Origin of the sequence: Chishuiella sp., from assembly GCF_032109125.1 — a bacterium.
GTDB lineage: Bacteria > Bacteroidota > Bacteroidia > Flavobacteriales > Weeksellaceae > Empedobacter.
The window spans coordinates 1-26365 of the sequence record NZ_DAMCLZ010000009.1 but is presented as its reverse complement, the minus strand read 5'-3'; the positions used below and the strand labels follow the sequence as shown (position 1 = coordinate 26365).

Genomic DNA, 26365 nt, shown 5'->3' with positions numbered 1-26365 from the left:
TTTAAAATTTTATTCATTACAAGATTTTTGAATACAATTCCATGTACTACCATTGTATATACTGATACATTTTTTATCATCACTAATATCAAATATAATCATTCCTTTTACCCAATTATTTGCTCCAATAGCTGTAGGGGTTGTTCTTGTTAAGACCATGCCTTTTTTACCAGATTCGAGAACTAAGAATCCATTTGGAACATTTTCTGGCCAATTACTAAATTGACTTTTTAATGTAGAAATACCTGTATTAGAATCAATTGTCGTGCCGCCGGTTGGAGATTTAGTACAATATGAGCAATAATCTAAATCAGTTTCACCATTAGCATTAATTGTAGATGAACCTAAACAAATATCTTCTGATTCACTTGTTAGATCATAACTAAAAGTTGATTCAACAGGGTTTAATGTATCAGGATTAATTTCATAATTAGATATATCATTAGATGCTTTTACTTTAAATGTTATAGTGCTTATTCCAGCAGGAAGAGTAATATCCTCATATTCTAGACTTCCATCATCTCCAGTATTAGTACCAATATTTAGACCGCTAGAAGTTGTAATACTATTATTCACTAAAGTAAACACTTCGCTATCATATTCTAAGTTTAAGAAAATATTAGACAAAGTAAAACTATTAGGATTATTAATATTTAATGTTACTTCGATTTCATCATTAAGTACAAAACACTTTTTATTTAAAGACATAGACGTTATCACACGTTTTGGTCTATCCGAATCTACTGCAGATGTAATTGTAACTGATTCTCCAGTTAAACGATCAATACTAGAAATTTCAGTTGTAATTCCTGATGAGTTTTCGTAACTTAATTTTGCTTGATTATTATAATCTCCTGCAGTGGCAGAATCATCAAATATTGCTATGGCTCTAACTGTATATAAACTTCCACCTCCTGGAATTTTTAAATTATTTAATTTAAGTGTGCGAGTTCCATATCCTGTAATATCTCCATCTATTTCAAGTTCTGTAGAGACAGATTCATTTACCCATATCATACCTTCTGGTAATTCATCAGTTAAATCTGTAATTTTAGTATCACAATTTGTATTTACGAAACGGAAAGAATAATCAACTTCATCACATAATAATACTTCTGTTGTACCTTGTTTTGTAAATATAATTCCATCTTCATTTGGTTCAGGTAAAGGAGCAGGGCAATAAAATTCAATAGGTCCTATTCCTAAATGCATTGCTCCTGATGAAGTAGATGAATGGGTAACAGTATTAATTATTTGAATTTCTTGTACAGTATTTTCAAATTCAACAAACATACGTCCTCTTTTGTTTGTATACCCAGAATTACCATTATATCTTACACCTCTAGCTTTAGCATTTGCTTTTCCAGCTGTACCAATTGTATATCGACTTCTTTCTTCTCTTGGATAAGTATAGGTTAATTTTGGATATACTTCAACTCCATTACAATAACCAATAACTTGTACATTATTTAATCGATATGCCTCTCTGTCAATATTAAATATTTCGAATGATGCTGCTGAACTAATAGTAGTTCCTTCATCATTAGTAAAATTAATTTTAGTTGTTACAGCATCTGTTCCGGATCTTCTATTTCTTAATGATTTTAATGATGAAGTTCTTGGATAATTTGTTGATGAAAGATTATTATTATCAATATATTGAACATTTACATTGAAATCATCTCCTAAGTTAAAAGTTTTAGGACCTTTATCGCCTCTTGTAGGCCAATTTGTTCTTATAAAGTCAAGACTTTTTGTTCCAGAGAAATTACATGTTTCGCAATCTCCAACTGCACTTTTAGCACCAAATGTAAAATAAGTATATTGATCTGTAAAAGTATAATTTGCAACATGTTCTCCATCAATATAAGTCATTGGTACAATCTGATCCCATTGATTATTTTTTAATTTTGAATCTGAATCAGCAACTAATAAATAAACTTCGTAGCCCGAACCACTAAAAGGAAAATCATCACCACCTGCTTTTAATGTAATTGTTTTAGAACTTACAGGTAAAGTGTTATTTGCATTTGTATTTTGAGCAAGCCAAATTCTTGAAGATGGACCAGTTAATGAATAATCAATTTCGCCACATATATCTTCATTTCCTCTTAAATCTATTTGTGCTGTACTACCATTATTATCACCTATAAAAAGAGCATTTAAATTGTCGAAAGTTTCTCCACTAATACCACATGTTTCAGTACCTTTAGTTAATAGAGTAATTGAAGAATTGACTTCAGTTGACTTTGATCGTTGTATATTTAAACCTTGGTTGTCATCTCTTACCAGTCCTGTAACTCTATTATGATAATTAGAGGTTGGAGTTGAATTACCTGGCCACACTTTTGTAATTCCATCAGATAAAATATAATCATAATTTTTTGTAGGATTAGTTCTATCCTCATCTAAAGTAAGAGCATATTTCATAGCTAAGAAAGAACGTATTTTATCTTGCTCAATGTTTGTTAATTCTCGTTCATAAAAAAAAATTTCAGATATAATTCCATCAAATCTTCGTGGATTATAAAATCCACCACCAATAATACCACCACTTGCCATTAAGAAATTATTACCAAATGTAGAAGTACCTGGAGTATTTAATTCAGTTGCAAATCCTCCGAAATCAAATTTTACATATCTTCCTCCAGTAGCTGAGGCTTTACGAGTATGAATCATTTCTAAAGCCGTACTACCAAGACTGTAACCTTCTACTCCTGAGCCATCGATATCATTCCCACTTCCAGCGGCATAAAGTCTTCCATTAGCTCTTCTAGGAGTAAATCCCATAGCTGGTTTTTGATCTCCTGCACCTCCATTTAAATTAGTATTTCCAAAAGCATGAGTATATACACCAGTTGTTGAAGTATTGGAAAAACTATTATACATAACAAAAGAAGTAAAGTTATCAGGTGCATTAACAGACATTGGTCCAGAAGAAATTGCAAGTGCATCATTTGTTTCAAACCTTATACTTGTGTTAAAGTTCATTTTAGGATCACATCTAACAATAGAAGGCTTTGTACCAGAACCAGTAACAGCACTATGAGAATAATCATTTCCAAAATTAGATAAATCCCTCCAAACATCAATTTTATCTCCAGTAAGGTCAAGATTTTCCTCTGAGGCATTTAACCATACTCTTAAGCCATCTACCACACCTCCAGGAGCTGTTAAGTAATGAGCAAAAGTAATGTAATTGCCATTGTCTATTCGAATGTTTTGAGCTATATTATCAGAGTTTAGAGTATAAACTCTTGTTGTTGTTGGAGAAAAATTTTCATTTGTTGAAACTAATAGATGAGTAGCCCTAATATTAGACTTTATATTTACATTAAAGCTTGTTTTTCCATATGTTTGAGCTTTAAAAATAATTCGTTGTCTCTTATTTACGTCAGAAGATAAAATAGTATTCTCGTTGAAAGAGGTTCCTTGCTTATATTCAAAATTTTCTGTTCCATTTAATCCATTTGAACCAAAAATCAAAAAATTATTATTATCAATGGTAGATGTATTGTCATTATTTATAGTAGCTAAATCACCAAGGAATATAGTTGCAAATGATTTATCATAACTTGTAGATTGTTTTTGATATAAACCACTGTTATCATCTCGCCCTATTCCAAACCTATTATTTTGATATGAATTATTTGTAGAGCCATCCCATATCACTTCATTGTTAGAATTTACATAGTTTTCTTGTGTAGAGCTTAAACCGATTCCGTATTTTATTGATAAATAAGATAATACTTTTTGTAATTCTGCTGGATTTATAGAATTTCCAACAGTACTAGATAAAACAATAATTTCTTGCACATTACCATAAAAAGGATATTCATTCCCTGTATTACTATTACCAATAATACTTGCTCCTATTCCAGTATTCATTATTCGTGTAGCATTTGTCATTGTACCAAATAGATTACCATTGTAATAAAGTTGGTCAGCTATAGAATTAGAATTAGTTCTTATACTTGTATTTATACCAGCCATTCTTCTAGGGTCAGCATTACTTTCTATAGAGTAGGTACTTCCAGTTCCAGCCGTAGAAATAGAAGGATTTCCATATCTCCACCCATTATCAGAGTGTCGAGTTGCATTGAATGCATAAACCACACCTCTTGTAGTAGAATTTGTTTCAACTCTGGAAACATAAAATATAAAATATGATTTTGTAGCTTCAACAAAATGTGTTGGGTAAATTAATTTTCTATTAGCAACCCCAGGAGCAAATCTAAGAGAAGGCTGAAAATTCATTAAGTTAATTTTATCAAATACAGGAACAGAATTTGTTCCGCTTTGTATATGTGTTCTATTTTTTCCAGATTGATCAATCCAAGAATTAACGTTAGTTCCGTTTGATTGATTGATTGCATCTGCTTTGAGCCAGAGTTCAACTTCAAGTGAAGTTCCTCCTGGTTTTTGTGCATAGAGTAAACAATTGATAGTTAAAAAAACTATTAAAAAAAAGTTAATTTTTTTCATGTTTTTAAATAATTTAGGATTTGGTTTTTTAAAATTAATTAACAAATATAGCATTAATATTTTGTAAACTAGTTAATTATATTTTTTTTATTGTGAATAAAAAGAATTGGTAATATGGTTAAATATATAATTTACTTATATGATAGATAATTATCCATTAACAATTATTTATTAAATACTATCTAACTTTTTTTTGTTTTTGTTTGTATTCTAAATATTGAAAAATGGTAGGATGCGTATAATTTGTTTTTTCGTCAACTTCACTTATTTTTCTAGCAAATAGCTCTTCTCCATTATCTATTTTATTAATAATTTTAGCTTGGGCTTTTGCTATACCAACCATTCCTTTCCAACTAAGTGTAAAAAAACTATCTCCTTTTTCTATTGTAACAGTATCTTGATGAAGAATATCTCCTGTGTCAACACCACTATCTAACCAAAAAGCTGTGTAGCCAACTTTTTCAGGTTCATTATTGTATATAGCCCAAAAAGGAGAATGCACACCTCTATAATCAGGCGTAATTCCTGGATGTCCACCAATTACTTTTCCACCAACAATATCTCTCACCTTTTTACCAACCCAATAGCCAGTATGTACAACTAATAAGTCAGGTTTCAAAGATTTTATCCATGCTATAGTTTCAGGTGAGCCATAATTTTCTGTTGCAAAAGTTTCAAAATTATATTGATTTATGACAGAATTTATTTCTTGTTTATTATAGATTTGGTTGAAGATCTCTATATCTTTTTTTCTATTTAGTAAACGGTAATATATTCTTCCAATAATTTGTAGAAATAACTGTCCCCATCCATATTTTTTACCAGCAATTTTTAGGTAAGAAAAATCAATACCTTTTTTATGTTTATTTGCGTTACATACACCAACAACATTCACATTATTTTCCAATAAAATACTAAGTGTTTTATCAAAAATAATTCCTGTTCCAAAAAGACAAACAACTCTTAATTTTTCTTTACCCATTTTTTTTATTTTGCATGTATTGATGTATAGGAAAAATCATTTTTTTAATTATTCCTTTAATTTTTCGTTTACGTTGTAAACTCGATAAGTTTTTTAGTTGAAGTATTTCCAAAAATTCTTGATCAGAAACAGAAGCTTTTATACTTAGTCGACCAATGATTTCTAAAGTATCTAATTTTCGATGTGTAACAATTGGTTCCGAATCAAAAATATGTTTATAACCAACTTCTTTTGCTGTTTCATATGTTTTTTCGTCAGCATCACCACCAGGAATAGAACATGATAAAACTTCTTCTCCAAGAATATCTTCTAAAATGTTTTTGGATTTCTTCCATTCGTTTATCATTTGATTTTTAGGTAATGTTCTAAAAATCATTGGGTGAGTATGTGAATGCGAACCTATTGTATGTCCATTTTTATGGATATTTATAATATCTTCTTTAGATAAAAATCCTTTTGTATCAATAAATTTTGTTGTTATAAAATAATAACCACGAATGTCATTCTTCTCTAAAATTTTTGCTGAACGAAGATTTGAAATTCCTCCATCATCAAATGTAAATAAGTATTTGTTTGTATTTGTAGAGTTTTGATTTTGAATGAAGTTTTTGTAAATAGAAATATGTTTTTCGAATATTTCTGTAGTATGCATGTAGGCTAAATTATCATTATTCTGAAATCCAGATTCTTTATAATCATCTACAACTTCATGATATAATAATGCTATTTTTTTCATATAAATAGGTTGTTATTTAACAAATATACACTAAAGTAGACAAGAAATGTGTATTTCCTGACTTTCATCTAAATTCATCATAGCATTGATTCGTTTAAAAGATTTGAAATTATTTAAATCAGAAACTTTTATATTTTTTTGTAAAATTTTACCATTATCTAAAAGAGATTCTCTCATTGTTCCTTTTAATAAAAATGTTTTTGGAGTAATCCATTGTTCGCCGTCAAAAAATACAATGTTAGAATATATGCAGTCTGTTATGTAGTTAGATTTTACAAGAACCAAATCATCTGTTTTTGTTTCATTTATATATTCATCGAAGAAAGAACGTTCTACGTATTTATAAGAATAATCAACTTTGTCATCAATAGTAAAAAGTTTGATTGTTTCTATAGTTTTCATTGTATAAGGTAGAAATTCAATAGATTGTATATCTTTATCATAAACAATACGAACTTTGTATTTATCGTTAGATAAATCATTATTAATAGTTATTTTATCTTTTAATGAAATAGGTTGAAAATCTGAGAAATTATCTTCTCTTGTATCATCAAATCTTTTTTGATGATAGTCTAAATTTCGTAGTTGTTTATTTTCACAACAAATGGATTCAATAAATTGGAACATATACTTTTTGTATTAATTCTTTATATTCTGCCTCAGCATTACTTTTTGCTGTTATTCCACCACCACTTTTGAATAATAATTGATGATTATCTTGTTCAATAAAACGAATCATGACAGCGCTATCTAAATTTTCTCCATCAAATATCCCAAATACTCCAGTATAAAAATTTCGAGCATACTGTTCAGCTTCTTTTATAATTTCTATTGTTTTACTTTTTGGTGCGCCACAAATGGAACCAGCAGGTAATAAATTATCAAAAATAGTTCCTATTTTTTCATGAAAATTAGATGCCAAATCTCCTCTAATTTCAGAGCTTATTTGTAATAATTTTTTATCATTTGTTTGCACTTCATCAACATATCTATATTTATTTACAACAACATTTTCTGCAACTAAACTCAAATCATTACGAATCAAATCTACAATTGTAGCATGTTCCTCAGCTTCTTTTTCATCGTTTAATATCAATTGTTTTGCATGATTAATAGATGCATCTATTGTTCCTTTCATTGGATTTGAAAAGATTTGATAATTTTCAATTTTTACAAATCTTTCAGGAGAAAAACAAACAAAATCATCTTTGTATTTCAATTTGTATTTAGCAGAAGAATAAGTATAAATATCATCCAACGATAAACTTGTTTCAATTCTTGTTGGGTAAGTTAAGTTCGTTAAATAGGAATTTCCTACTAATATGTTTTTATGAACAATAGAATATTTAGATTTATATTCTTCAAAAGATATAGGGAATTTATTAAAATCAAATGAAAAAGGAATAGCTTGTTTTTTTTTTGAATTAATTTCAAACTTAATATCTTCAGGTAATTCAGATAAAGGAATAACTTCTCCATTTTCTTTCAGAAAATCAATCATAAAAAAAAAGGGAACTTTTTTCGCTCCCAATTCATTCATTTCATTAAAAATAGAATGTGCTGTAAACATCCGATAAAATTAAGTTTATTCTCTATTTGTTACAAGCTATTTTATATTTTTTGGGCGACCGGGCAGGTTATTCGATATATCTTTTGCAAAGAAAAATATTTATTTTTCTTTGCAAAAGGATGCCGCTACTATCCTTGTCGCATAATTTTTAATAAAAAATTAAATTTTATTTGTTCCTAATGTGTCAATTTCAGATAACTTTTCATCATCAGTCAAAATGATATCTTTTAACACAAAATAGGTAAATATATAACTGATAGGAAATGTTATAAAAATACCTAAATAACATATAATCATTCCTATAGACGAAATAAAGCTTGTAATAATAACTAATAAGAGAATCCACCAAAAATTATTTTTTGTAATAGCAATAGAAGTCTTTATAGCATCTTTTACTCCGAGATTTCCATAATAAATGAGATAAGGAGCGAGATAGATAGAAATCAAGAAAATAAATAAAAAAATCATTAGTACAGACATTAATATAAACATAATAATAGTAGAACCTATTATTAATCCAGCATGATTATTTTCTGATTCTCCGAAGAATAGAGGAAAAAAAGAAAATAAAAACAAAGGAGTCATTATTATGAAATAAATAAATAGAATAGAGAGATTGAAAAGAAAAAATGTTCCTAAGTTTTTAAAACCTCCAAAGAAATCATTAAATACTAAATTTTTCTTACTATCAACTCTTTCTGCTCCTATCAAAAATCCCATTAATAAAGGAAACATAATTATAAAAGGACCTATTATTGTTACATAACTAATTAAAAATAATAGAGAAGCAATAAAAGAATAAATAACAAAATTGCCCCAATTGTTTGAGAACAATTCAATGGATTCATTAAAATATTTTCCAATATCAAAATTGAATTTATTTTTTTTCCAATATTCAATTTTGTTATAATCTAATGTTTTCATCTAAATTTTTATTTAATTTGATTTGATGTAAATTTGTTTAGAAGTAAACAAATTATAATTGTTATAACATGAATGCAAAAGATTTATTATCAATCATAAAAAAAAGACGTTCAGTTTTTCCTCCTCAGTATACGCAAGAGGAAATAACAAAAGAAGAACTTTCATTAATTTTTGAAGCTGCAAATTGGGCTCCTTCTCATAAAAAAACAGAACCTTGGCGTTTTGTAGTTTTAGAAGGTCCTGCGAAAGATAGATTCAGAGAATATGTAAAACGAGTCTATGTACAAGGAACTCCAACAGATCAATTAAGTGATAGAAAAATCAATTCATTAATTGAGAAGTGTGATAAATCAAATAAAATTGTTTTAATTAATTTTATCAATACTGAGAAAAATCCTGAGTGGGAAGAATTAGCAGCTGTTTCTATGGCAGTGCAAAATATGTGGTTAATGGCGACAGAATTAAATGTTGGTGCATATTGGTCTTCTCCTGCAAACGTAATTGCAAATATGGATGAATTTACACCAATGGACGAAGGAGAAAAATGTGTTGGTGTTTTTTACATGGGGAAATTTGATGGTGAATTACCAGAAGGTATTCGTAAACCAGTAGAAGAAAAAGTGAAATTTTTAGATTATTAATTTTCTAGAAAGAGAAATATTTAAAAAAGATTACTAAATATATTTAGTAATCTTTTTATTTTGAAATGAATTTATAATTAAATAAAGTATATTAGTTATATTATTAATAATTAATTACTTTATGAAATCTATTTTTCAAATTTTTACTATTTTATTTTTTATTCAGATAAGTTTAATCAGTTGTAAAACTTTCAATAATGTTAATCTAGAAGACACTATTCCTGTGCATGAAACATTTACTATTGACTCAAAAAAATTAAATGAAAAAAGAGTTATTAATATTTGGTATCCTAATAATTATAAAAGTTCTAAAGATTCTTTGACTGTTGTTTATATGCCAGATGGAGGAATAGCAGAAGATTTTCCTCATGTTGCAAATACATTAGAGAAATTAATAAAAGAAAAGAAAATACAAGACGTTATTTTAGTCGGAATAGAAAATATACAACGTAGAAAAGATTTAACTCCACTCACAGAAGTAGAAGAAGATAAAAAAGTAGCACCAATTGTTGGTGGAGCATCTGTTTTTAGATCTTTTATAAAAGATGAACTTTTTCCTGAGATTGATAAACGCTATAGAACGAATAAACAAAAAGCTATAATTGGAGAATCTTTAGCAGGATTATTTATTACGGAAACTTTTTTAGATGATAGTAATATGTTTGATATTTATATTGCTATAGATCCTTCTCTTTGGTGGAATAATCATTATTTAGTAAAAAAAGCAAAGGCAAAACTTTTAAAATTACCATCAAAACCTATTAAATTTTGGTTCGCTGGGTCTGATGCAACGGATATAAACCAATATACGAATCAATTATCAAAGGTACTTGAAGATACTAAAGCTCCTCAATTAAAATGGTTTTACTCTGATGAACCAAAAGAAAATCATGCAACAATTTACAGAGCCACAGAAGAGAAGTCTTTAATTTGGAGTTTAAGCAAATAAATTTTTATTAACAATTATGTTAAGCAATAACGATTGAAGCGACATCCTTTTATAAATAAGAAATAGATTTACCTAAATTTCTTATTTATAAAAAATATAGCGAAAAGCGTGACCTATTAAGGGATTGCTAAAATTATAAATCTATTCTTTTTCCTAGAATAGAAAGGCTTCTATTAATGTTATCCAATATTGCTATGTTGGGTAATTGTCCCCAAACTTCAAATCCAAAATGTTTAAATAATTTAATGCTGGGTTCATTATGAGAAAAAATGAATCCTAAAATTGTTTTTATTTCAAATTCAGGTGCTTTATTTAAACAATATTGTAATATTTTTTTTCCTAAACCTTTTCCTTGATAATTTTCATCTAAATATATACTTATTTCAACAGTTCCATCATAAGCAGGTCTACCATAGAATGATTGAAAACTTACCCAACCAATAATGTTTTTTTTATTATCTTCTATAATCCAAAGAGGTCTTTTATTAGCCGAATGCTCATTAAACCATTGTTGTTTACTTTCTACAGAGACCGGTTCAGTATCTGCAGTAACTAATCGAGAAGGAATAGTTGAATTATATATTTCTGTAATTTTTTTTAAATCGTTTTGAGTGGCATTTCTGTATAATAATTCAATCATTATAATATTTTTTTAAAAAGGAATATTTTTTTTCATAGATAACATGTATCCAAGATGCATTGCTTCATGAATATTATTATATAAAATAGCATCTTCTATCGATTCTAATGTAATTCCAAAACTAGTTTTATAAGAACGATAATAGGAAAGTTTTTCTGAACGATAATCCTTAAAAAGTTGCATAGGTGTACTTTCTAACATTTCTTTTAATTCCTGTACATCATCATTAGTAACTTCAGTATTTCCTAAGCTTCCTTTTTTATATTTTTGGATAAAATCAAGGTCAACTAACATTCGATTATCAGTCAAATAATAGTGTATTAATTGTTGAGTAGCCAGAACATGAGCGGCATTCCAATATAAATTATTTTTATAACCAACAGGGATGTAAAGTAGCTGTTTTAGAGCATGCTGCTCAAGTTCATCAATAATCTGTTTTCTAATATTAGTTAGGTAGATAATATGCTCTTCCATTGATTGATTTTAAAATTAAATATACTACAAATTAAGTCTATTTATCAAATTATAAGACAAAACAATTAAAATCACATTTTTAGATTATTGAATGTCTTTGATTCTTTGTAATTTTGTCTAATTAAATTTAAAAGATGGCTTACACAAGAGATCAAATATATCAAGTATTAGAAGAATTGGGTATTCGCAATTGGATGCGTAACGCACAAGTTATGGGAGATAATATTGTACTAGATATTGTTTCACCTTCTCCAGCAATGCACGAACGTAAAAGATTAGAAATAGCTTTAAAGAATGCATTTAAAGAAAATTTACCTGATGCTAATTTAAAATTAAATATTTCTGTTGAGGTAGAAGAAAAAAATCCAAATGAAATAAAAGGGTCTGAATTACCTGGTGTAAAAAATATAATTGCTATAGCTTCTGGAAAAGGAGGAGTAGGTAAATCAACAGTTTCATCTAACCTTGCTATTAGCTTAGCTAATATGGGATTTAAAGTAGGTTTGTTAGATGCAGATATTTATGGACCATCAATGCCAATTATGTTTGATTGTCAAGATGCTCGTCCATATTCTGTAGAGGTAAATGGAAAAACAAAAATAAAACCAGTAGAATCTTACGGAATAAAAATATTATCGATAGGATTTTTTGCTGATACAGATCAAGCAATAGTTTGGAGAGGACCAATGGCTGCTAAAGCATTGAATCAAATGATTCGTGATGCGCATTGGGGAGAATTAGATTTTTTATTAATTGATTTACCTCCTGGAACAGGTGATATACATTTATCGATCGTACAACAAGTTCCTATTACAGGAGCAGTAGTAGTTTCTACACCGCAAAATATTGCTTTAGCTGATGCTAGAAAAGGAGTAGGAATGTTCCAAATGGAATCAATCAATGTTCCAGTATTAGGAATTGTAGAAAATATGGCGTATTTTACACCAGAAGAATTACCAAATAATAAGTATTATATTTTTGGACAAAATGGAGCAAAAAGTTTAGCAGAGCAAATAGGTGTACCATTTTTAGGAGAAATTCCTATTGTACAATCTATAAGAGAGGCTGCGGATGTTGGTCGTCCTGCTGCTTTACAAGAAGATACTATTGTTGCCGAAGTATATAAATCTATAGCCCGTAATACTGTACAAAGCTTAGTTGAGCGTAATAATACATTACCACCGACAGAAGCAGTTCGTATTACAACAATGGCAGGTTGTTCAGCTAAAAATTAATTAAAAAAAGAAAACCAATGACTCCAGAAGAAAAATATTCAGAAGTTGAAAAGGCTTTAACAGAAATAAGACCATTCTTAAACTCAGATGGGGGAGATATAGAATTAATATCTGTTGAAGATGATATTGTAAAAGTTCGCCTTACAGGAGCATGTATTGCTTGTTCAGTTAACCAAATGACATTAAAGTCAGGTGTTGAGATGACAATAAAAAAATATGTGCCAGAAATTACTTCAGTTATAAATGTTTCAGAAAATGAAATAGTAACAGAGAATGATTCATCAATTGATGGAGAATAGTTCTTTTAAATTACTGATTCATATAAAAATAAAACGTCTTTATATTAATTTATAAAGACGTTTATTGTTTTTTGGCAAACAATTTGAAATTGAAAATATAAATAAGTTTATGGCATGAAAAAAAATATTCTTTTTTTTATATTTATTGTACTTTCATTTTTAACTGTACTAAATGCACAAGTTAATTATAAAGTTGGAGAATCTTTAAAGTTTAGAGTTCATTACACAGGCTTAAATGCTGGTTTTGCTACCATAGATGTAAAAGATGCTACTTTAAATGGAGAAAAACATTTCCACATAGAAGGAAAAGGTTATTCTAGTGGTGCTGTACGTGTGTTTTTTAAGGTAGAAGATTTTTATGAATCTTATATTAATTCATCAACTTTAAAACCAACAAAATTTGTACGTAATGTACAAGAAGGTGGGTATAAACGAAATCAAATTTATTATTTTGATCACGCTAATAAAAAAGTTAAAGTAGAAAGTAAAAAAGATGGTAAAGTAGTAACAGAATCTATTCCTTTTGATGCCCAAGATTTATTGTCTGCTTTTTACAATCTTAGAAATGCTGATTATAAAAAATTAAAAGTGGGGGATTTTTTAAGTGAAAATATTTTTTTAGGTGATGAAACGCTTAACTTTAGATTGAAAGTTTTAGGAAGAGAAACTTTAAAAACGAAGTTTGGAAAAATCAAAGCTATAAAAATAAGGCCTTATGTACAGTCTGGAAGAATATTTAAAGAATCTGAATCTGTAACAATGTGGATTTCTGATGATGAAAATTTAGTGCCACTGAAGATAAAAGCAGGTTTAATGGTTGGTTCTTTAAATGCTGATTTAAATGAATATAAAAATCTTAAATATCCTATAACCTTTACTAAATAAAAAAATAAACTCATTTTACAATGAGCTTATTTTTTTACGCCAATCAAATTTATTTCTAAATACTACATTTAAGTAATTACTAGTTTTTCGTTCGGCTAATTGACTTATTAAATTAATTTCTAAAGCAGATTTTTTAGATAAATTAAATCCTGTTCCTATAGTTATTCGGTCAGAATCAAAGGGTTTATCTTTTATTGCAGAAATTCTAATTTCATTTTTTATTATTCCGTATAATATCTGTTTTTCAGTTGCTTTATTTAATGGGATTCTAAATGATGTTAGGTAACGCAACCTAACAATAAATTCGTTAGGATTGTTAAGGAATCTTTCTTCAATTCTAAATCGATGAGATATTAATGTTCTTCCTATATTATCTGTTATCGTTGCTTGCTGAAAAATTCTTTTTTCTGAACGTTCCTTTTTATTATTATTCTTATCATAAGATTCTAATAAAAGAAACATTCCACCACCGCCAACACTTATTTTTTTGTCAATAGAATAATCTACGTAGGCAGCTGCAACAAATAATCTAGCATCTAATAACATATCAAACGATCTATATTGTGATAAGGCTGTTAAAGTCATCTTATCATCAAGTTTGGCATTCATTAAATATTGATACCACATATTATAATTTACAGGTTTTGTTTGGGCATTTGAAACACTGAAAACAAATAATAAAAGAGAGTAAATTGATTTCATATTTTTTAAACAAATTAAGCTAATTAATGAATTAGTTTTCAGTTTTCTAAATAATTTATATTGATATAAAATAAATAAAAAATAGTTAGTTTTAGTATTTATAAATTATTAAAACCATATATTTATAAGTATAAACGTAACTTTTTATTAATAAAAATATGAAAATCTTATGGCTACCAACAAGCTAAATTTATTGAAATCGTTTGCGCCAATAATTGTAATGGTTGTACTTTTTCTAATACCAGTACCTTCAGGAATGCCTCCTCAGGCATGGCATTTTTTTGCAGTTTTTTTGGGAATGGTTGTAGGGATGATTATAGAACCAATACCAGCAACAGCTATTAGTTTTATAGCAGTCACAATTTGTGTAATAGGAGGAAATTATTTTCTTTTTTCATCGGATGAATTAGTAAATCCTGATTTTAATCCAGCAAAAGAATCTCTAAAATGGGGATTAGCAGGATTTTCTAGTTCAACAGTATGGTTAGTATTTGGAGCATTTATTTTTGCTCTTGGTTATGATGTAAGTGGTCTTGGTCGTAGGATAGCACTTATATTAGTAAAGTTTATGGGAAAAAGAACGCTTACTTTAGGTTATGCAATTTTAATTGTAGATGTTCTTTTAGCACCATTTACGCCATCAAATACAGCTAGAACAGGAGGGACTGTATTTCCTGTTGTTAAAAATTTACCACCATTATTTGATTCTTATGCGAATGATCCTTCAGCAAGAAAGATTGGTGGTTATTTAATGTGGATGATGGTAATAAGTACCAGTTTAAGTTCATCTATGTTTGTAACAGGGTCTGCTCCTAATGTTTTAGGAATTGAGCTTGTTAGTAAAATTGCAGGAGTTAATATAGGGTGGTTAACATGGTTTTTAGCATTCTTACCTGTTGGATTAATATTATTAGTATTAGCTCCTTGGTTATCATATGTACTTTATAAACCAGAAATTACTCATAGTGAGGAAGTGTCTAAATGGGCTGGAGAAGAGTTAAAAACAGTAGGTCCTTTAAGACGTCATGAAGTTATTTTAATTTTTCTTGTACTTCTGAGTTTAGTTCTGTGGATGTTTGGAGAAGAAATAATTAATCCGACTTCAGTAGGTTTATTAGCAGTTTCTTTGATGATATTGTTCAAAATAGTAGGCTGGAAAGAGATTACAAAATATAGCAGTGCCTGGAATACTTTTGTAAATCTTGCAACTTTAGTTACAATGGCAAATGGATTAACTCGCTCAGGATTTATTGATTGGTTCTCTACAACAATGAGTACGCATTTAAATGGGTTTTCACCAACTGCCACAGTAGCAATATTAGTATTAGTATTCTATTTTGCACATTATTTATTTGCTAGTTTATCAGCTCATACAGCAACATTATTACCTGTAATGTTAGCAATTGGAAATAGTGTTCCTGGTGTTCCTATGGATCAGTTATCAATTTTATTGGTATTATCAATAGGTATTATGGGATGTCAAACTCCTTATGCGACTGGGCCTGGAGTAATAATTTATGGTTCTGGATATATAGAATCCAAGGATTACTGGCGATTAGGAGGTATCTTTGGAGTGATATTTATTACAGCATTATTATGTATTGGCTGGCCGATTTTAAGAATTTGGTTATAATGAAATATATAAAAAGAGAGGTCGGAAATTATATAATTTCCGACCTCTCTTTTTATGTTATTGTAATTAACTAATAGTTATTCAACTTAGAAAAAAAGTAGGTTAATGCTAATAAATCAGCACTTCCTCCAGGACTAATATTTTTATCGATGCATAATGCATCAAAAATATTTAATTCCTTAATAATAGAATTGTTATTTTCATATATAGTAGGTTTAGATAAGATATTTAAAGCATGATTTTTTATCCAGTTCAATTCCTTTGTTCCTCCTCTATTTACAATATTTGTATCATCATTGATAGAAATTAATTTTAATAATGTAATAGCTAAACGATGATCTTCATCTAAATTAGAGTATTTGATGTATATAGGAAGTGAATGTTCCATAATGGTTTGGTAACCACTCGAAGCTTCACCTCGAGCTCCTTTTAATTGATGTTTTCTGAATAAACGTATACCAGCAGTTTCTTCTTTTATATCAGAATTATTGAATTCATTTATTAAAGAAATTGTTGCTTCTGAGATAAATTGACTTATCCTATTTTCATCAATTTTTATGTTCTGTTTATATAAATATCCTATTGCAGATAATACTAATCCAAAAGAAAAGATGCTTCCTTTGTGAGTATTCACTCCATTGGTTGCATTAAACATTGATTTTTCAGCATTAATTCCTATTTTTCTTGCACTAAAAAAAACTTCTTCAGGGGTTTTGTATTTTAAATTCATTCCATTAATGATGAATTCATAGAAAAAAGGTTTTAAAGATTCAGTACTTTTTATGAATGTATCGTAATTCATATCTTTATGAGAGCCTGAATTTTTTTGATCTACAAGACCAGGTTTTGGAGTTAGGTTTAATTCTTTTAATAAAGATTTATTTGCTAGTTCGGTATAGTTTAAAGCAAAACAATCCTCAGCGGCTAAAGATTGCATTTTTCTATAAATTTCATTTATAGAATGTTTTCTCTCTCTTGCACAAATTTTTGCATTATTATCACAAATAAGGCATTTTCTTGGTAAGTTATTATCAACTTCTGTTCTAGAAATTATTTTTCCATTTTCATCTAAAACATCTAAATCCCATAATCTAGCAATAGGTAGAGATTCTTCAATCTCTATCATGTGTTTTTTTAAGGAAAGTGGATTAATTTCTAATGCAAAAAGAGCATATAATCCAGTATCTTCATTTAAAATAATTTTTTCATTGATTGTAATGTTGTTTTTATCAATGAATAACCCAATAACTTGTAGTGCTCGATCAAAAATGTATTCTAATAATTTATTTTTTTTAACACCTCCTGGGCTAATTAGGCTAATAGATAATAAACAACAAGAATGTTTATCTAAACATTCTTGTTGTAAAAATTGCCTTTTATCTCTTGATGCTAGAACTTCTAAAAGTTGAACTTCTTTTCCAATCAAGCTACTAGGTTGGGATAATTCTAAGAAATTAATATTCATTAGCTTTTAATTTGATATACAGTATCTATAATAGATCCATTTCTGTATCTAACAACAGCGACTGGTTTATCAGTAAATTCAATTGGTTTAGGTTTTCCTGTTAGTTCAATTGCTTTATTTTTTAATTCTTCAATGGTAATAGTAGGAATTCCTGCTTCTTCCAATCTTCTTTTTAAATTTGGTCGTTGAGGATTAACTGCAATTCCATGATCGGTAACCAATACATCAATATTTTCTCCAGGAGTTACACAAGTTAATACATTTTCCACAACTGTTGGAATTCTTCCTCGAACTAATGGAGCAACAATAATTGCCATTCTAGCAGTAGAAGCGGCATCACTATGTCCACCAGAAGCACCACGTATTACTCCGTCTGATCCTGTTAATACATTTACATTGAAATTAGTATCGATTTCTAAAGCACTCAAAACAACAACATCTAATCGCTCTACAGAAGCTCCTTTAGAACTATAATTTGCATATTGATTAGCACTGATTTCAATATGATTTGGATTTACTTTGATTGATCGAGCAGCATCTTTATCAAAACTTTGAACATCTAATAACTTCAGAATTAAACCTTCTTCATGTAGTTTTACCATACTAGATGTAATACCTCCAAGAGCAAATGAAGCTTTAATATTTTCAGATCTCATTTTATTTTCTAAAAACTGAGTTACAGCTAAGGCTGCACCACCAGAACCTGTTTGTAATGAAAATCCATCTTTGAAAAATCCTGATTTTATAATTACTTCAGATGCCTTTTTAGCGATTAAAAGCTCTCTAGGGTTTTTGGTCATCCTAGTAGCATCAGCTCCAATTTTTGCAGGATCACCTATTTTATCAACTTTTACAATATAATCTACTTCATCTTGAGCGATACTTTTAGGAGAGAAAGGATATTCTTCGATGTTTTCTGTTATTAAAACTACTTTTTTTGCATATTGAGCATCGGTTTTTGCATAACCTAAAGATCCGCAGAAACCAACACCAGTTGCATTTCCAAATTCATCACAATAGGGAACACCTAGAAAAGCAATATCAATATTTAGTTCACCTTCTTTAATTAAATGAACTCTTCCTCCGTGTGTGTGTATATTAACAGGTTCTTTCATAATTCCGGAAGAAATTTCCATTGCTAAATCACCTCTTAATCCTGAAGTGTATATTTTTCTAATTACACCATCTTTAATATATTGAATTAATGGATAATTACAACTGTTTAAAGAACTTGCAGCAAGAATTAAATTTTTGAATCCTTTATTTACAATTTCTTTCATAACCATGTTGATAACGTAATCTCCATTTCTAAAAGCGTGATGAAAAGAAATTGTCATTCCATCTTTTAGACCGCTTTTATCAATAACTTCACTTATTGTTCGGCAGATTTTTCTGTCATGAGGTATAGTCTCTAATAAGTCTAATTTAAATACTTTTTTATATGCTTCTGCTGAACTATCTTTCTGTTGTTCTAAATAAGCAGATACTCTTTCTTTTTGATTCATTTTTAGATAAGTTTATTGTTCTCTAATACCAGATAATTCAGCTTTTTCTAACACTAATTTTGCTCTTTCTATAATAGGTACATCAACCATTTTACCATTTAGAGAGACAACTCCTAAACCGATTTTAGCAGCTTCTTTAGCAGCTTCAACAACTTGTTTAGCGAAGTCTACATCTTTTTGAGTAGGTGCATATAAATTATGTATTATTTCTATTTGTCTAGGATTAACTAGAGATTTTCCATCAAAACCTAATTGCTTAATTAAAGTCGCTTCTTTTAAAAAGCCTTCTTCATTATTTGCATCAGAATATACTGTATCAAAAGCCATTATTCCAGCAGCTCTTGCAGCATGTAAAATAGAGCTTCTAGCAAATAATAATTCTATGCCATCAGGAGAGCGTTCTGTTTTGATATCTCGAACATAGTCCTCAGCTCCTAAGGCTATGCCTATTAATCTATCTGTAGAAAAAGCAATTTCCCTAGCGTTTAAAATTCCGATTGCAGATTCTATAGCTGCCATCATTTTAGTTTTTCCTACTTCTATTCCATATTTTTTTTCAGCAGCTTCAATTTCTTTTTGCATATCTAATACATCTTGAGCAGAATCAGTTTTAGGTAGCCTAATAACATCTACTCCAGCAGCAACAACAGCTTTAATATCGTTTATGCCAAAATCTGAAGTAAGTGAATTCACTCGAACAATTTTTTCGATATTTTTGTAAAAAGGATGTTTTAATGCTTGTACAACCAACATTCTTGCTCCATCTTTTTCTTTAATAGAAACAGAGTCTTCTAAATCGAATATTAGAGAATCTGGTTTGTATATAAATGAATTACTAATCATTGCTGCATTTGCTCCAGGAACAAATAGCATACTTCTTCGTAATTTTACTGTATCTTTTCCCATAACGTATTATCATTTGTTGAACGCATTAAAGCTGTTAGTAAACGTGCTCTTAAAACACAATCTAGAGCTCCTTTGTCATCTATTGAAATTTTTACTTTATCTATGCTTAATTTTGTAAGTATTTCATGCACTGTCCTTAATATATCATCTCCAAATTGAGCTTCTACCGTACTATTAATAATCACATTCAGTTTTTCCGAAGATGATACTCTTATCATCAAGTCACTAGATTCTAATGTTCCAGCAACAGCTTCTTTTACTATTTTCATAATCAATAGATTAATTTTTTTTGTTTTCTAAAAGAAAATTATAAGTTGTTTTTGGAACATATAATTTTAATTTGTCAAACTCGTTATTTTTAAATAATTCCCTAACTCTTGAGGCAGAAATAGGTTCACCATTAATTGTTTTTCTTTCAATAATAGATACTTTTATCTCTGGATAATCCATTTTTGCTTCTTCAAACCAATATTTCATTTCTTGATTATATTTATTTGTAATAGGAGATTTAGGTTCTGTTCCAACAAAGCGATTTGTGATGTTTAAAGATGGAGCGATATAATGTCTAAAGATTTTTAAATCTAATTCTGCATAGTTATTATCTAAAATTTTTTCACTTTTCAAGAAATAAGAAGGAAAAGTAGCTTTAGAAATAATATATCGAGATCCTTCATATAAGGTTACATTATCGAGGTGAGAAATACCTTTTTTTACTAAATTAAATCGGTCTTCATAAGAAAAGAAAGCAGAATCTTCTTTTACAACAAAAACATGTAACCAATCGCAAAGAGATGCAGCGCTTTCTATTAAAAATTGATGTCCTAATGTAAATGGATCAGCATTAAGTACAACAGAGCCAATTTTTTTACCTTTTATTTCTTTACTGATATCTTTTAAATCATTACAGTAATTACTTAGTAAATCCTTACTATTTTCCATTAAAATAACATCAGAAGATGATTCTATTTTGAAACAACCACAATCTTTAAAGATTCTTTCATTTTCAGGTTTAGTATATACAAATAAATCTTTAAACCCTAAATCAAAACAAAGATGTGTTAATTCTGTAAATAGTTTTAAAACAATGCCTTCACCTCTGTAGTAAGGATCAATAGCAACACATTTTATGATGCCACCTTCAGCAATAGCTCCCGTAGCAACTATTTCTCCTTCAACAGAAAAAGTTAAGTATTTGATTATTTCTTCTCCTAATTTTAAATCATTTTTATAAAGAAATTTTTCTATACTATTAATTTTTTTATTATCATTAAGATAAACTTCTTCTATCTCGAAATTTCCATTTTTATTCATCACTTTAGTAATAGTTTTTGGTTTGATTTGTAATGATACAATTTATAATAAAATAGAAAATACCAATTATTATTTTTATAATTAAAAACAAATAATAATAAAATATTTTAAACATATTATTTATTATTATAAAAAAAATAAAACAATAATTATTTATTATTAAATATAATATAATTACAATCAAACTTAGTACCAATGGATGGATATAAAAGAAAAAAATGAGTAATTAATACAATAAAATTCTTATTTTAAATCATTATATATTGTTATGATTTACAAATTATAATAATATTTAATTTAAATGTTTTTTTACATTAAACAATATAGTATATAAATAAAACAATAACAATCTTTATATATATTTTTTTCTTAATGGATTAGAACCTAATGTTGAAATGCTAATGGAAAGTTTCTGATAAGAATTTCGTAAATTTACATTCTCAAAATAATAAAAAATCAATGTACTTAATATACGATACAGAGACAACCGGTCTTCCTAAGGATTGGAACGCTCCAATTTCTGATTCAGATAATTGGCCAAGATGTATACAAATAGCTTGGCAATTGCATGATGAAATGGGACGTTTAATAGAACATGAAGATTATTTGGTTCGTCCAGATGGTTTTGATATTCCATATGACTCGGAACGTATTCATGGTATTTCTACAGATTTAGCAACAGAAAAAGGAATTCCTTTAAAAGATGTTTTAGATAAATTCAATGCAGCTTTAGGAAAAGCAAAATTTATTGTTGGTCAAAACCTTGGTTTTGATATTAATATTATGGGTGCTGAATTTTATCGATTAAATTATGAAAATGATTTAATTGAAAAACCTGTATTAGACACTTGTACAGAAGTCACTGCAGAATTATTAAAACTTCCTGGAGGTCGTGGAGGTAGATATAAGTTACCTACATTAACAGAATTACATAAATATTTATTTGGAGTTCCTTTTGGAGAAGCTCATAATGCAACTGCCGATGTGGAGGCGACCACTCGTTGTTTTTTTGAGTTGATTCGCAAACATGTTTTTACAAAATCAGAATTAGAAGTTGATGATGATTATTTTGTTCGATTCAATGAAGAGAATAAAACAAATATTCAACCAGTAGGATTAAATCATATTAATCTAAAAAAAGCTTCTGAAGAGATTGCTAAACAAAAAGCTAAGGAAGAAGGAGGAGATGAGGTTATTGAGATTTCTGAAGAAATTCTTGAACAATTTCAACAAGCAAAATTTGCTCATCTTCATAATCATACACAGTTTTCAATTTTACAGTCAACTATTTCTGTAAAAGACTTAGTTTCTGCGGCTTCAAAAAATAAAATGCCTGCTGTAGCAATGACTGATCATGGAAATATGATGGGAGCTTTTCATTTTAATGCAGAAGTACAAAATCATAATAAAGCTGCAAAAGTAAAGAATGAAGAGTTAATTGCTGACGGAGCAGAACCAACGGAAGTTATCTTAAAACCTATTATTGGTTCCGAATTCTTTGTTTGTGAAAATCATTTAGACAAAACAAAAAAGGATAATGGTTATCAAATTGTAATTTTTGCAAAGAATAAAAACGGCTATCATAATCTTGCCAAGATGGCTTCTAAAGCTTATACGGAAGGATTTTATTATGTGCCAAGGATAGATAAAGCTGTTATAGAAGAATACAAAGATGATTTAATTGTTCTATCTGGGAATTTACAAGGTGAAGTTCCTAATAAAATTCTGAATTTAGGTGAAAAACAAGCTGAAGATGCTCTTTTATGGTGGAAGGAGCAATTTGGTGATGATTTTTATATTGAGATGATGCGACATGGTCAAGAAGATGAAGATCGTGTTAATCAAACATTATTGGCTTTTGCGAGAAAACATAATGTAAAAATAGTTGCTACAAATAATACCTATTATATCAATCAAAATGATTCTAATGCACATGATATTTTATTATGCGTAAGGGATGCAGAAAAACAGTCTACACCAATTGGTAGAGGTAGAGGTTTTCGTTTTGGTTTACCAAATCAAGAATATTATTTTAAGTCGGAAGCTGAAATGAAACAATTATTTCAAGATATTCCAGAAGCAGTAATTAATATTCAAGAGATAATAGATAAAATTGAAGAGTATACACTTTATAGAGATGTATTACTTCCAAAATTTGATATTCCAGCTGAATTTCTTCATGATGAAGATAATTTAGATGGAGGAAAAAGAGGTGAAAATGCTTATTTAAGACATTTAACCTATAAGGGAGCGGAGAAACGTTATCCAGAAATTACAGACGAAATAAAAGAACGTTTAGATTTCGAATTAATAACAATTGAAAAAACGGGATACCCAGGTTATTTCTTAATTGTACAAGATTTTATTGCAGCAGCAAGAGAAATGGGAGTTTCTGTAGGGCCAGGTCGTGGTTCTGCAGCAGGTTCTGCAGTTGCTTATTGTTTAGGAATTACAAACCTTGATCCTATCCAGTACGATTTACTTTTTGAGCGTTTCTTGAATCCCGATCGTGTATCCATGCCCGATATTGATATTGATTTTGATGATGAAGGACGATCATTGGTTATGGATTATGTAATTGATAAATATGGAGCAAACCAGGTAGCACAGATTATAACATACGGTACAATGGCAGCCAAATCTTCAATAAAAGATACTGCTCGTGTGTTAGATTTACCTTTGTTCGATGCGAATAGAGTTGCAGGATTAATCCCTAATATGAAATTGGCTAAAATATTTAATTTAGATGATAATGCGCTAAAAGGAGCTTTGAAAGCTGAAGAATTAGAAGCTGTCAATGAACTAAAACGTCTTTCGAATGGAAATGATTTAGCTGCAGAAACTATTCAGCAAGCAAAAATATTAGAGGGTTCTGTTCGTAATACTGGTATTCACGCATGTGGAGTTATTATTACGCCAGATGATATTACAAATTTTGTTCCTGTAACAACAGCTAAAGATTCTGATTTATATGTAACACAATTTGATAACTCGGTAGCTGAAAGTGCAGGATTATTAAAAATGGACTTTTTAGGGTTAAAAACATTAACCTTAATAAAAGATACCGTAAAACTTGTAAAGGCTAGAACAGGAATTGAAATTAATCCTGATGAAATTCCTATTGATGATGTAAAAACATATGAACTTTTCCAACGAGGAGAAACAGTAGGGGTTTTCCAGTACGAATCGCCTGGAATGCAGAAATACATGAAAGATCTTCGTCCTACTGTATTTGCAGATTTAATTGCGATGAATGCTTTATATCGTCCAGGGCCAATAGAATATATTCCTTCTTTCGTACGTCGTAAAAATGGAGAAGAACCAATTTCGTACGATTTGGATGCAATGGAAGAATATTTAGCAGAAACGTATGGTATTACCGTATATCAGGAGCAAGTAATGCTACTTTCTCAGAAATTAGCAGGTTTTTCTAAAGGTGATGCCGATGTATTGCGTAAAGCAATGGGGAAAAAGCAGAAAGCAGTTTTGGATAAAATGAAACCTAAGTTTGTAGAACAAGCAGCAGAAAAAGGTCATGATCCCAAAGTTTTAGAAAAAATATGGACAGATTGGGAAGCTTTCGCATCGTATGCCTTCAATAAATCTCACTCAACTTGTTATGCATGGATTGCTTATCAAACAGCTTATTTTAAAGCACATTATCCAGCTGAATACATGGCTGCAGTACTTTCAAATAATATGAATGATATCAAGCAAGTTACATTTTTTATGGAAGAATGTAAACGTATGGGATTAGCTGTTCTTGGGCCAGATATTAACGAATCGATTACAAAGTTTAACGTAAACGAGAATTATGAAATTCGTTTCGGAATGGGAGCTGTAAAAGGAGTAGGGCAAGCAGCTGTAAACTCTATTATCAAAGAAAGAACTGAAAATGGTCCATTCAAGGATATTTATGATTTTGTGAAACGAGTAGAATTAAGAACAGTTAATAAAAAAACAATTGAAAATCTTGTATTAGCTGGTGGTTTCGATTCATTTGAATTTCATCGAGGAAGATATTTTTACATTGACAATACAACAACTAATCTTGAAAAATTAATTAAATATGGAGCGAGTTTTCAAGAACAAAAAAACTCTGCTCAAACTTCTTTATTTGGAAATTTTGGAGGAGGAGATGATTCTATAGAAGATGTGGTTCCTGTATTACCAGATTGTGAAAAATGGAATATGTTACAAAAACTTTCTAAAGAGAAAGAGGTTGTAGGAATTTATATTTCATCTCATCCTTTAGACGATTTTAAACATGAAATGAAAATGTCATCTAATTGTAGTATTTCTGATATTAACGTTAATGAAGATAATTTTATTAATAAAGAAGTGTCTATTTGTGGAATGATGTCTAATATTCAACATAGGATAGCTAAGAATGGGAATGAATTTGGTATTTTTACTTTTAGTGATTATACAGATTCTATGGATATTATGGTTTTCGGATCAGATTATTTGAAATACAGACATTATATGCAAGAGAACATGTTTTTGAATATAAAACTGAATATTTCGAAAAAAGAATTCAAAGATAAGGAAGGAAATGTTACACAAGGAAGAGTATATAAGAACATTACAAATATTCAATTGTTGAATGAAATTGTAGAAAAACATTCAGAAAAAATTACTGTAAAAATTGAAGTAAGTGATTTTTCCGAAGAAATTTTCAATAAATTATCAGATATTATGTTCAAACATCAAGGTGATAAATCATTACGAATTCAACTTATAGATTCTAAAGATTATTTGAATAATCTTGATTTATCAGCCAATAAATTAAAAGTAAATATTTCTCGAGACTTATTACACGAGCTTGATGAATTGCAGGAAATATCATTCAAATTGAATTAATTATACATTTATTCTATTCTATAATTGAGAGATTATATAGTGTTCGATTTTGATGAATTAAAAATTTGTGTAGATTTGTACAATTAAGATTTAGATATAAAAAATTAAGATTATGGCATTAGAAGTAACAGACGCATCATTTGCATCAGATATTATAGAG

At 28.9% G+C, this 26365-nt stretch carries 21 protein-coding genes; 7 read left to right on the top strand and 14 right to left on the bottom strand.

What is annotated here, in order from left to right; all coding sequences use genetic code 11:
• Positions 1-9: 9 nt before the first annotated feature.
• From RT575_RS10310 to RT575_RS10285, 6 genes are all read right to left on the bottom strand, one after another.
• Positions 10-4485, bottom strand: coding sequence for a hypothetical protein (locus tag RT575_RS10310; RefSeq protein WP_313580661.1), 4476 nt, complete (start codon positions 4483-4485; stop codon positions 10-12).
• A 178-nt stretch (positions 4486-4663) separates the two neighbouring features.
• Positions 4664-5467 (bottom strand): formyl transferase, encoded by an 804-nt coding sequence (locus RT575_RS10305; protein ID WP_313580659.1) that lies wholly within the window; start codon positions 5465-5467, stop codon positions 4664-4666.
• Positions 5460-6203 carry a polysaccharide deacetylase family protein gene (locus RT575_RS10300; RefSeq protein ID WP_313383479.1) on the bottom strand — a complete coding sequence of 248 codons (744 nt, stop codon included), beginning with the start codon at positions 6201-6203 and terminating at the stop codon, positions 5460-5462. Before RT575_RS10300 ends, RT575_RS10305 begins: the two co-directional genes overlap by 8 nt.
• Positions 6204-6233: 30 nt before the next feature.
• On the bottom strand, positions 6234-6830 hold the full coding sequence (locus tag RT575_RS10295) for an aminotransferase class IV (protein ID WP_313580657.1): 597 nt from the start codon (positions 6828-6830) through the stop codon (positions 6234-6236).
• The gene (locus tag RT575_RS10290; RefSeq protein WP_313580655.1) at positions 6814-7773 is read right to left on the bottom strand and encodes an aminodeoxychorismate synthase component I; all 960 of its coding nucleotides are present in this window, start codon (positions 7771-7773) and stop codon (positions 6814-6816) included. Before RT575_RS10290 ends, RT575_RS10295 begins: the two co-directional genes overlap by 17 nt.
• Before the next feature lie 159 nt (positions 7774-7932).
• The gene (locus RT575_RS10285; protein ID WP_313580653.1) at positions 7933-8697 is read right to left on the bottom strand and encodes a hypothetical protein; all 765 of its coding nucleotides are present in this window, start codon (positions 8695-8697) and stop codon (positions 7933-7935) included.
• A 68-nt stretch (positions 8698-8765) separates the two neighbouring features.
• Here RT575_RS10285 and RT575_RS10280 point away from each other — a divergent pair, with 68 nt between their 5' ends.
• The gene (locus tag RT575_RS10280) at positions 8766-9338 is read left to right on the top strand and encodes a nitroreductase (RefSeq protein ID WP_313383485.1); all 573 of its coding nucleotides are present in this window, start codon (positions 8766-8768) and stop codon (positions 9336-9338) included.
• 121 nt (positions 9339-9459) lie between these two features.
• Positions 9460-10287, top strand: a complete 828-nt coding sequence (locus RT575_RS10275; RefSeq protein WP_313580651.1) for an alpha/beta hydrolase-fold protein — start codon at positions 9460-9462, stop codon at positions 10285-10287.
• 133 nt (positions 10288-10420) lie between these two features.
• On the opposite strand, the gene RT575_RS10270 is transcribed toward RT575_RS10275, so the two are convergent.
• Together RT575_RS10270 and RT575_RS10265 are read right to left on the bottom strand one after the other, a co-directional pair.
• The gene (locus tag RT575_RS10270; RefSeq protein ID WP_313580649.1) at positions 10421-10927 is read right to left on the bottom strand and encodes an N-acetyltransferase family protein; all 507 of its coding nucleotides are present in this window, start codon (positions 10925-10927) and stop codon (positions 10421-10423) included.
• A 12-nt stretch (positions 10928-10939) separates the two neighbouring features.
• Positions 10940-11401, bottom strand: coding sequence for a DinB family protein (locus tag RT575_RS10265; RefSeq protein ID WP_313383490.1), 462 nt, complete (start codon positions 11399-11401; stop codon positions 10940-10942).
• A gap of 134 nt (positions 11402-11535) precedes the next feature.
• Between RT575_RS10265 and RT575_RS10260 the strand changes: the two genes are divergently transcribed.
• The 3 genes from RT575_RS10260 to RT575_RS10250 all read left to right on the top strand — a co-directional run bounded on the left by RT575_RS10260 (position 11536) and on the right by RT575_RS10250 (position 13820).
• On the top strand, positions 11536-12636 hold the full coding sequence (locus RT575_RS10260) for an Mrp/NBP35 family ATP-binding protein (RefSeq protein WP_313383491.1): 1101 nt from the start codon (positions 11536-11538) through the stop codon (positions 12634-12636).
• A gap of 17 nt (positions 12637-12653) precedes the next feature.
• Positions 12654-12935 carry a NifU family protein gene (locus RT575_RS10255; protein WP_313383493.1) on the top strand — a complete coding sequence of 94 codons (282 nt, stop codon included), beginning with the start codon at positions 12654-12656 and terminating at the stop codon, positions 12933-12935.
• Between the two features lie 114 nt (positions 12936-13049).
• Entirely contained in the window at positions 13050-13820 is a 771-nt protein-coding gene (locus tag RT575_RS10250; protein WP_313580646.1) for a DUF3108 domain-containing protein, read from the top strand.
• A gap of 15 nt (positions 13821-13835) precedes the next feature.
• Here RT575_RS10250 and RT575_RS10245 read toward each other — a convergent pair whose 3' ends face one another.
• On the bottom strand, positions 13836-14522 hold the full coding sequence (locus RT575_RS10245) for a DUF2490 domain-containing protein (RefSeq protein WP_313383497.1): 687 nt from the start codon (positions 14520-14522) through the stop codon (positions 13836-13838).
• 169 nt (positions 14523-14691) lie between these two features.
• Here RT575_RS10245 and RT575_RS10240 point away from each other — a divergent pair, with 169 nt between their 5' ends.
• Entirely contained in the window at positions 14692-16155 is a 1464-nt protein-coding gene (locus RT575_RS10240) for an anion permease (protein WP_313580644.1), read from the top strand.
• Between the two features lie 70 nt (positions 16156-16225).
• Here RT575_RS10240 and citG read toward each other — a convergent pair whose 3' ends face one another.
• The 5 genes from citG to citC are packed head-to-tail and all read right to left on the bottom strand — an operon-like array spanning position 16226 to position 21342.
• Positions 16226-17620: a triphosphoribosyl-dephospho-CoA synthase CitG gene (gene citG / locus RT575_RS10235; RefSeq protein WP_313580642.1), complete on the bottom strand. Its 1395-nt coding sequence runs from the start codon at positions 17618-17620 to the stop codon at positions 16226-16228.
• Positions 17620-19125, bottom strand: coding sequence for a citrate lyase subunit alpha (gene citF / locus RT575_RS10230; protein WP_313580640.1), 1506 nt, complete (start codon positions 19123-19125; stop codon positions 17620-17622). The genes citG and citF overlap by 1 nt, the downstream gene beginning before the upstream one ends.
• 12 nt (positions 19126-19137) lie before the next feature.
• Positions 19138-20031, bottom strand: coding sequence for a citrate (pro-3S)-lyase subunit beta (gene citE / locus RT575_RS10225; protein WP_313580639.1), 894 nt, complete (start codon positions 20029-20031; stop codon positions 19138-19140).
• Positions 20013-20300 (bottom strand): citrate lyase acyl carrier protein, encoded by a 288-nt coding sequence (citD, locus tag RT575_RS10220; RefSeq protein WP_313383994.1) that lies wholly within the window; start codon positions 20298-20300, stop codon positions 20013-20015. The genes citE and citD overlap by 19 nt, the downstream gene beginning before the upstream one ends.
• A gap of 10 nt (positions 20301-20310) precedes the next feature.
• The gene (citC, locus tag RT575_RS10215) at positions 20311-21342 is read right to left on the bottom strand and encodes a [citrate (pro-3S)-lyase] ligase (RefSeq protein ID WP_313580637.1); all 1032 of its coding nucleotides are present in this window, start codon (positions 21340-21342) and stop codon (positions 20311-20313) included.
• A 459-nt stretch (positions 21343-21801) separates the two neighbouring features.
• Here citC and dnaE point away from each other — a divergent pair, with 459 nt between their 5' ends.
• Positions 21802-26205 (top strand): DNA polymerase III subunit alpha, encoded by a 4404-nt coding sequence (gene dnaE, locus RT575_RS10210; protein ID WP_313580635.1) that lies wholly within the window; start codon positions 21802-21804, stop codon positions 26203-26205.
• The last annotated feature ends 160 nt before the right edge of the window (positions 26206-26365 follow it).

Coding starts and splice junctions, on each gene's coding strand:
- RT575_RS10310 (WP_313580661.1), bottom strand. CDS start 4,485: ATGAAAAAAATTAACTTTTTTTTAATAGTTTTTTTAACTATCAATTGT.
- RT575_RS10305 (WP_313580659.1), bottom strand. CDS start 5,467: ATGGGTAAAGAAAAATTAAGAGTTGTTTGTCTTTTTGGAACAGGAATT.
- RT575_RS10300 (WP_313383479.1), bottom strand. CDS start 6,203: ATGAAAAAAATAGCATTATTATATCATGAAGTTGTAGATGATTATAAA.
- RT575_RS10295 (WP_313580657.1), bottom strand. CDS start 6,830: ATGTTCCAATTTATTGAATCCATTTGTTGTGAAAATAAACAACTACGA.
- RT575_RS10290 (WP_313580655.1), bottom strand. CDS start 7,773: ATGTTTACAGCACATTCTATTTTTAATGAAATGAATGAATTGGGAGCG.
- RT575_RS10285 (WP_313580653.1), bottom strand. CDS start 8,697: ATGAAAACATTAGATTATAACAAAATTGAATATTGGAAAAAAAATAAA.
- RT575_RS10280 (WP_313383485.1), top strand. CDS start 8,766: ATGAATGCAAAAGATTTATTATCAATCATAAAAAAAAGACGTTCAGTT.
- RT575_RS10275 (WP_313580651.1), top strand. CDS start 9,460: ATGAAATCTATTTTTCAAATTTTTACTATTTTATTTTTTATTCAGATA.
- RT575_RS10270 (WP_313580649.1), bottom strand. CDS start 10,927: ATGATTGAATTATTATACAGAAATGCCACTCAAAACGATTTAAAAAAA.
- RT575_RS10265 (WP_313383490.1), bottom strand. CDS start 11,401: ATGGAAGAGCATATTATCTACCTAACTAATATTAGAAAACAGATTATT.
- RT575_RS10260 (WP_313383491.1), top strand. CDS start 11,536: ATGGCTTACACAAGAGATCAAATATATCAAGTATTAGAAGAATTGGGT.
- RT575_RS10255 (WP_313383493.1), top strand. CDS start 12,654: ATGACTCCAGAAGAAAAATATTCAGAAGTTGAAAAGGCTTTAACAGAA.
- RT575_RS10250 (WP_313580646.1), top strand. CDS start 13,050: ATGAAAAAAAATATTCTTTTTTTTATATTTATTGTACTTTCATTTTTA.
- RT575_RS10245 (WP_313383497.1), bottom strand. CDS start 14,522: ATGAAATCAATTTACTCTCTTTTATTATTTGTTTTCAGTGTTTCAAAT.
- RT575_RS10240 (WP_313580644.1), top strand. CDS start 14,692: ATGGCTACCAACAAGCTAAATTTATTGAAATCGTTTGCGCCAATAATT.
- citG (WP_313580642.1), bottom strand. CDS start 17,620: ATGAATATTAATTTCTTAGAATTATCCCAACCTAGTAGCTTGATTGGA.
- citF (WP_313580640.1), bottom strand. CDS start 19,125: ATGAATCAAAAAGAAAGAGTATCTGCTTATTTAGAACAACAGAAAGAT.
- citE (WP_313580639.1), bottom strand. CDS start 20,031: ATGGGAAAAGATACAGTAAAATTACGAAGAAGTATGCTATTTGTTCCT.
- citD (WP_313383994.1), bottom strand. CDS start 20,300: ATGAAAATAGTAAAAGAAGCTGTTGCTGGAACATTAGAATCTAGTGAC.
- citC (WP_313580637.1), bottom strand. CDS start 21,342: ATGAATAAAAATGGAAATTTCGAGATAGAAGAAGTTTATCTTAATGAT.
- dnaE (WP_313580635.1), top strand. CDS start 21,802: ATGTACTTAATATACGATACAGAGACAACCGGTCTTCCTAAGGATTGG.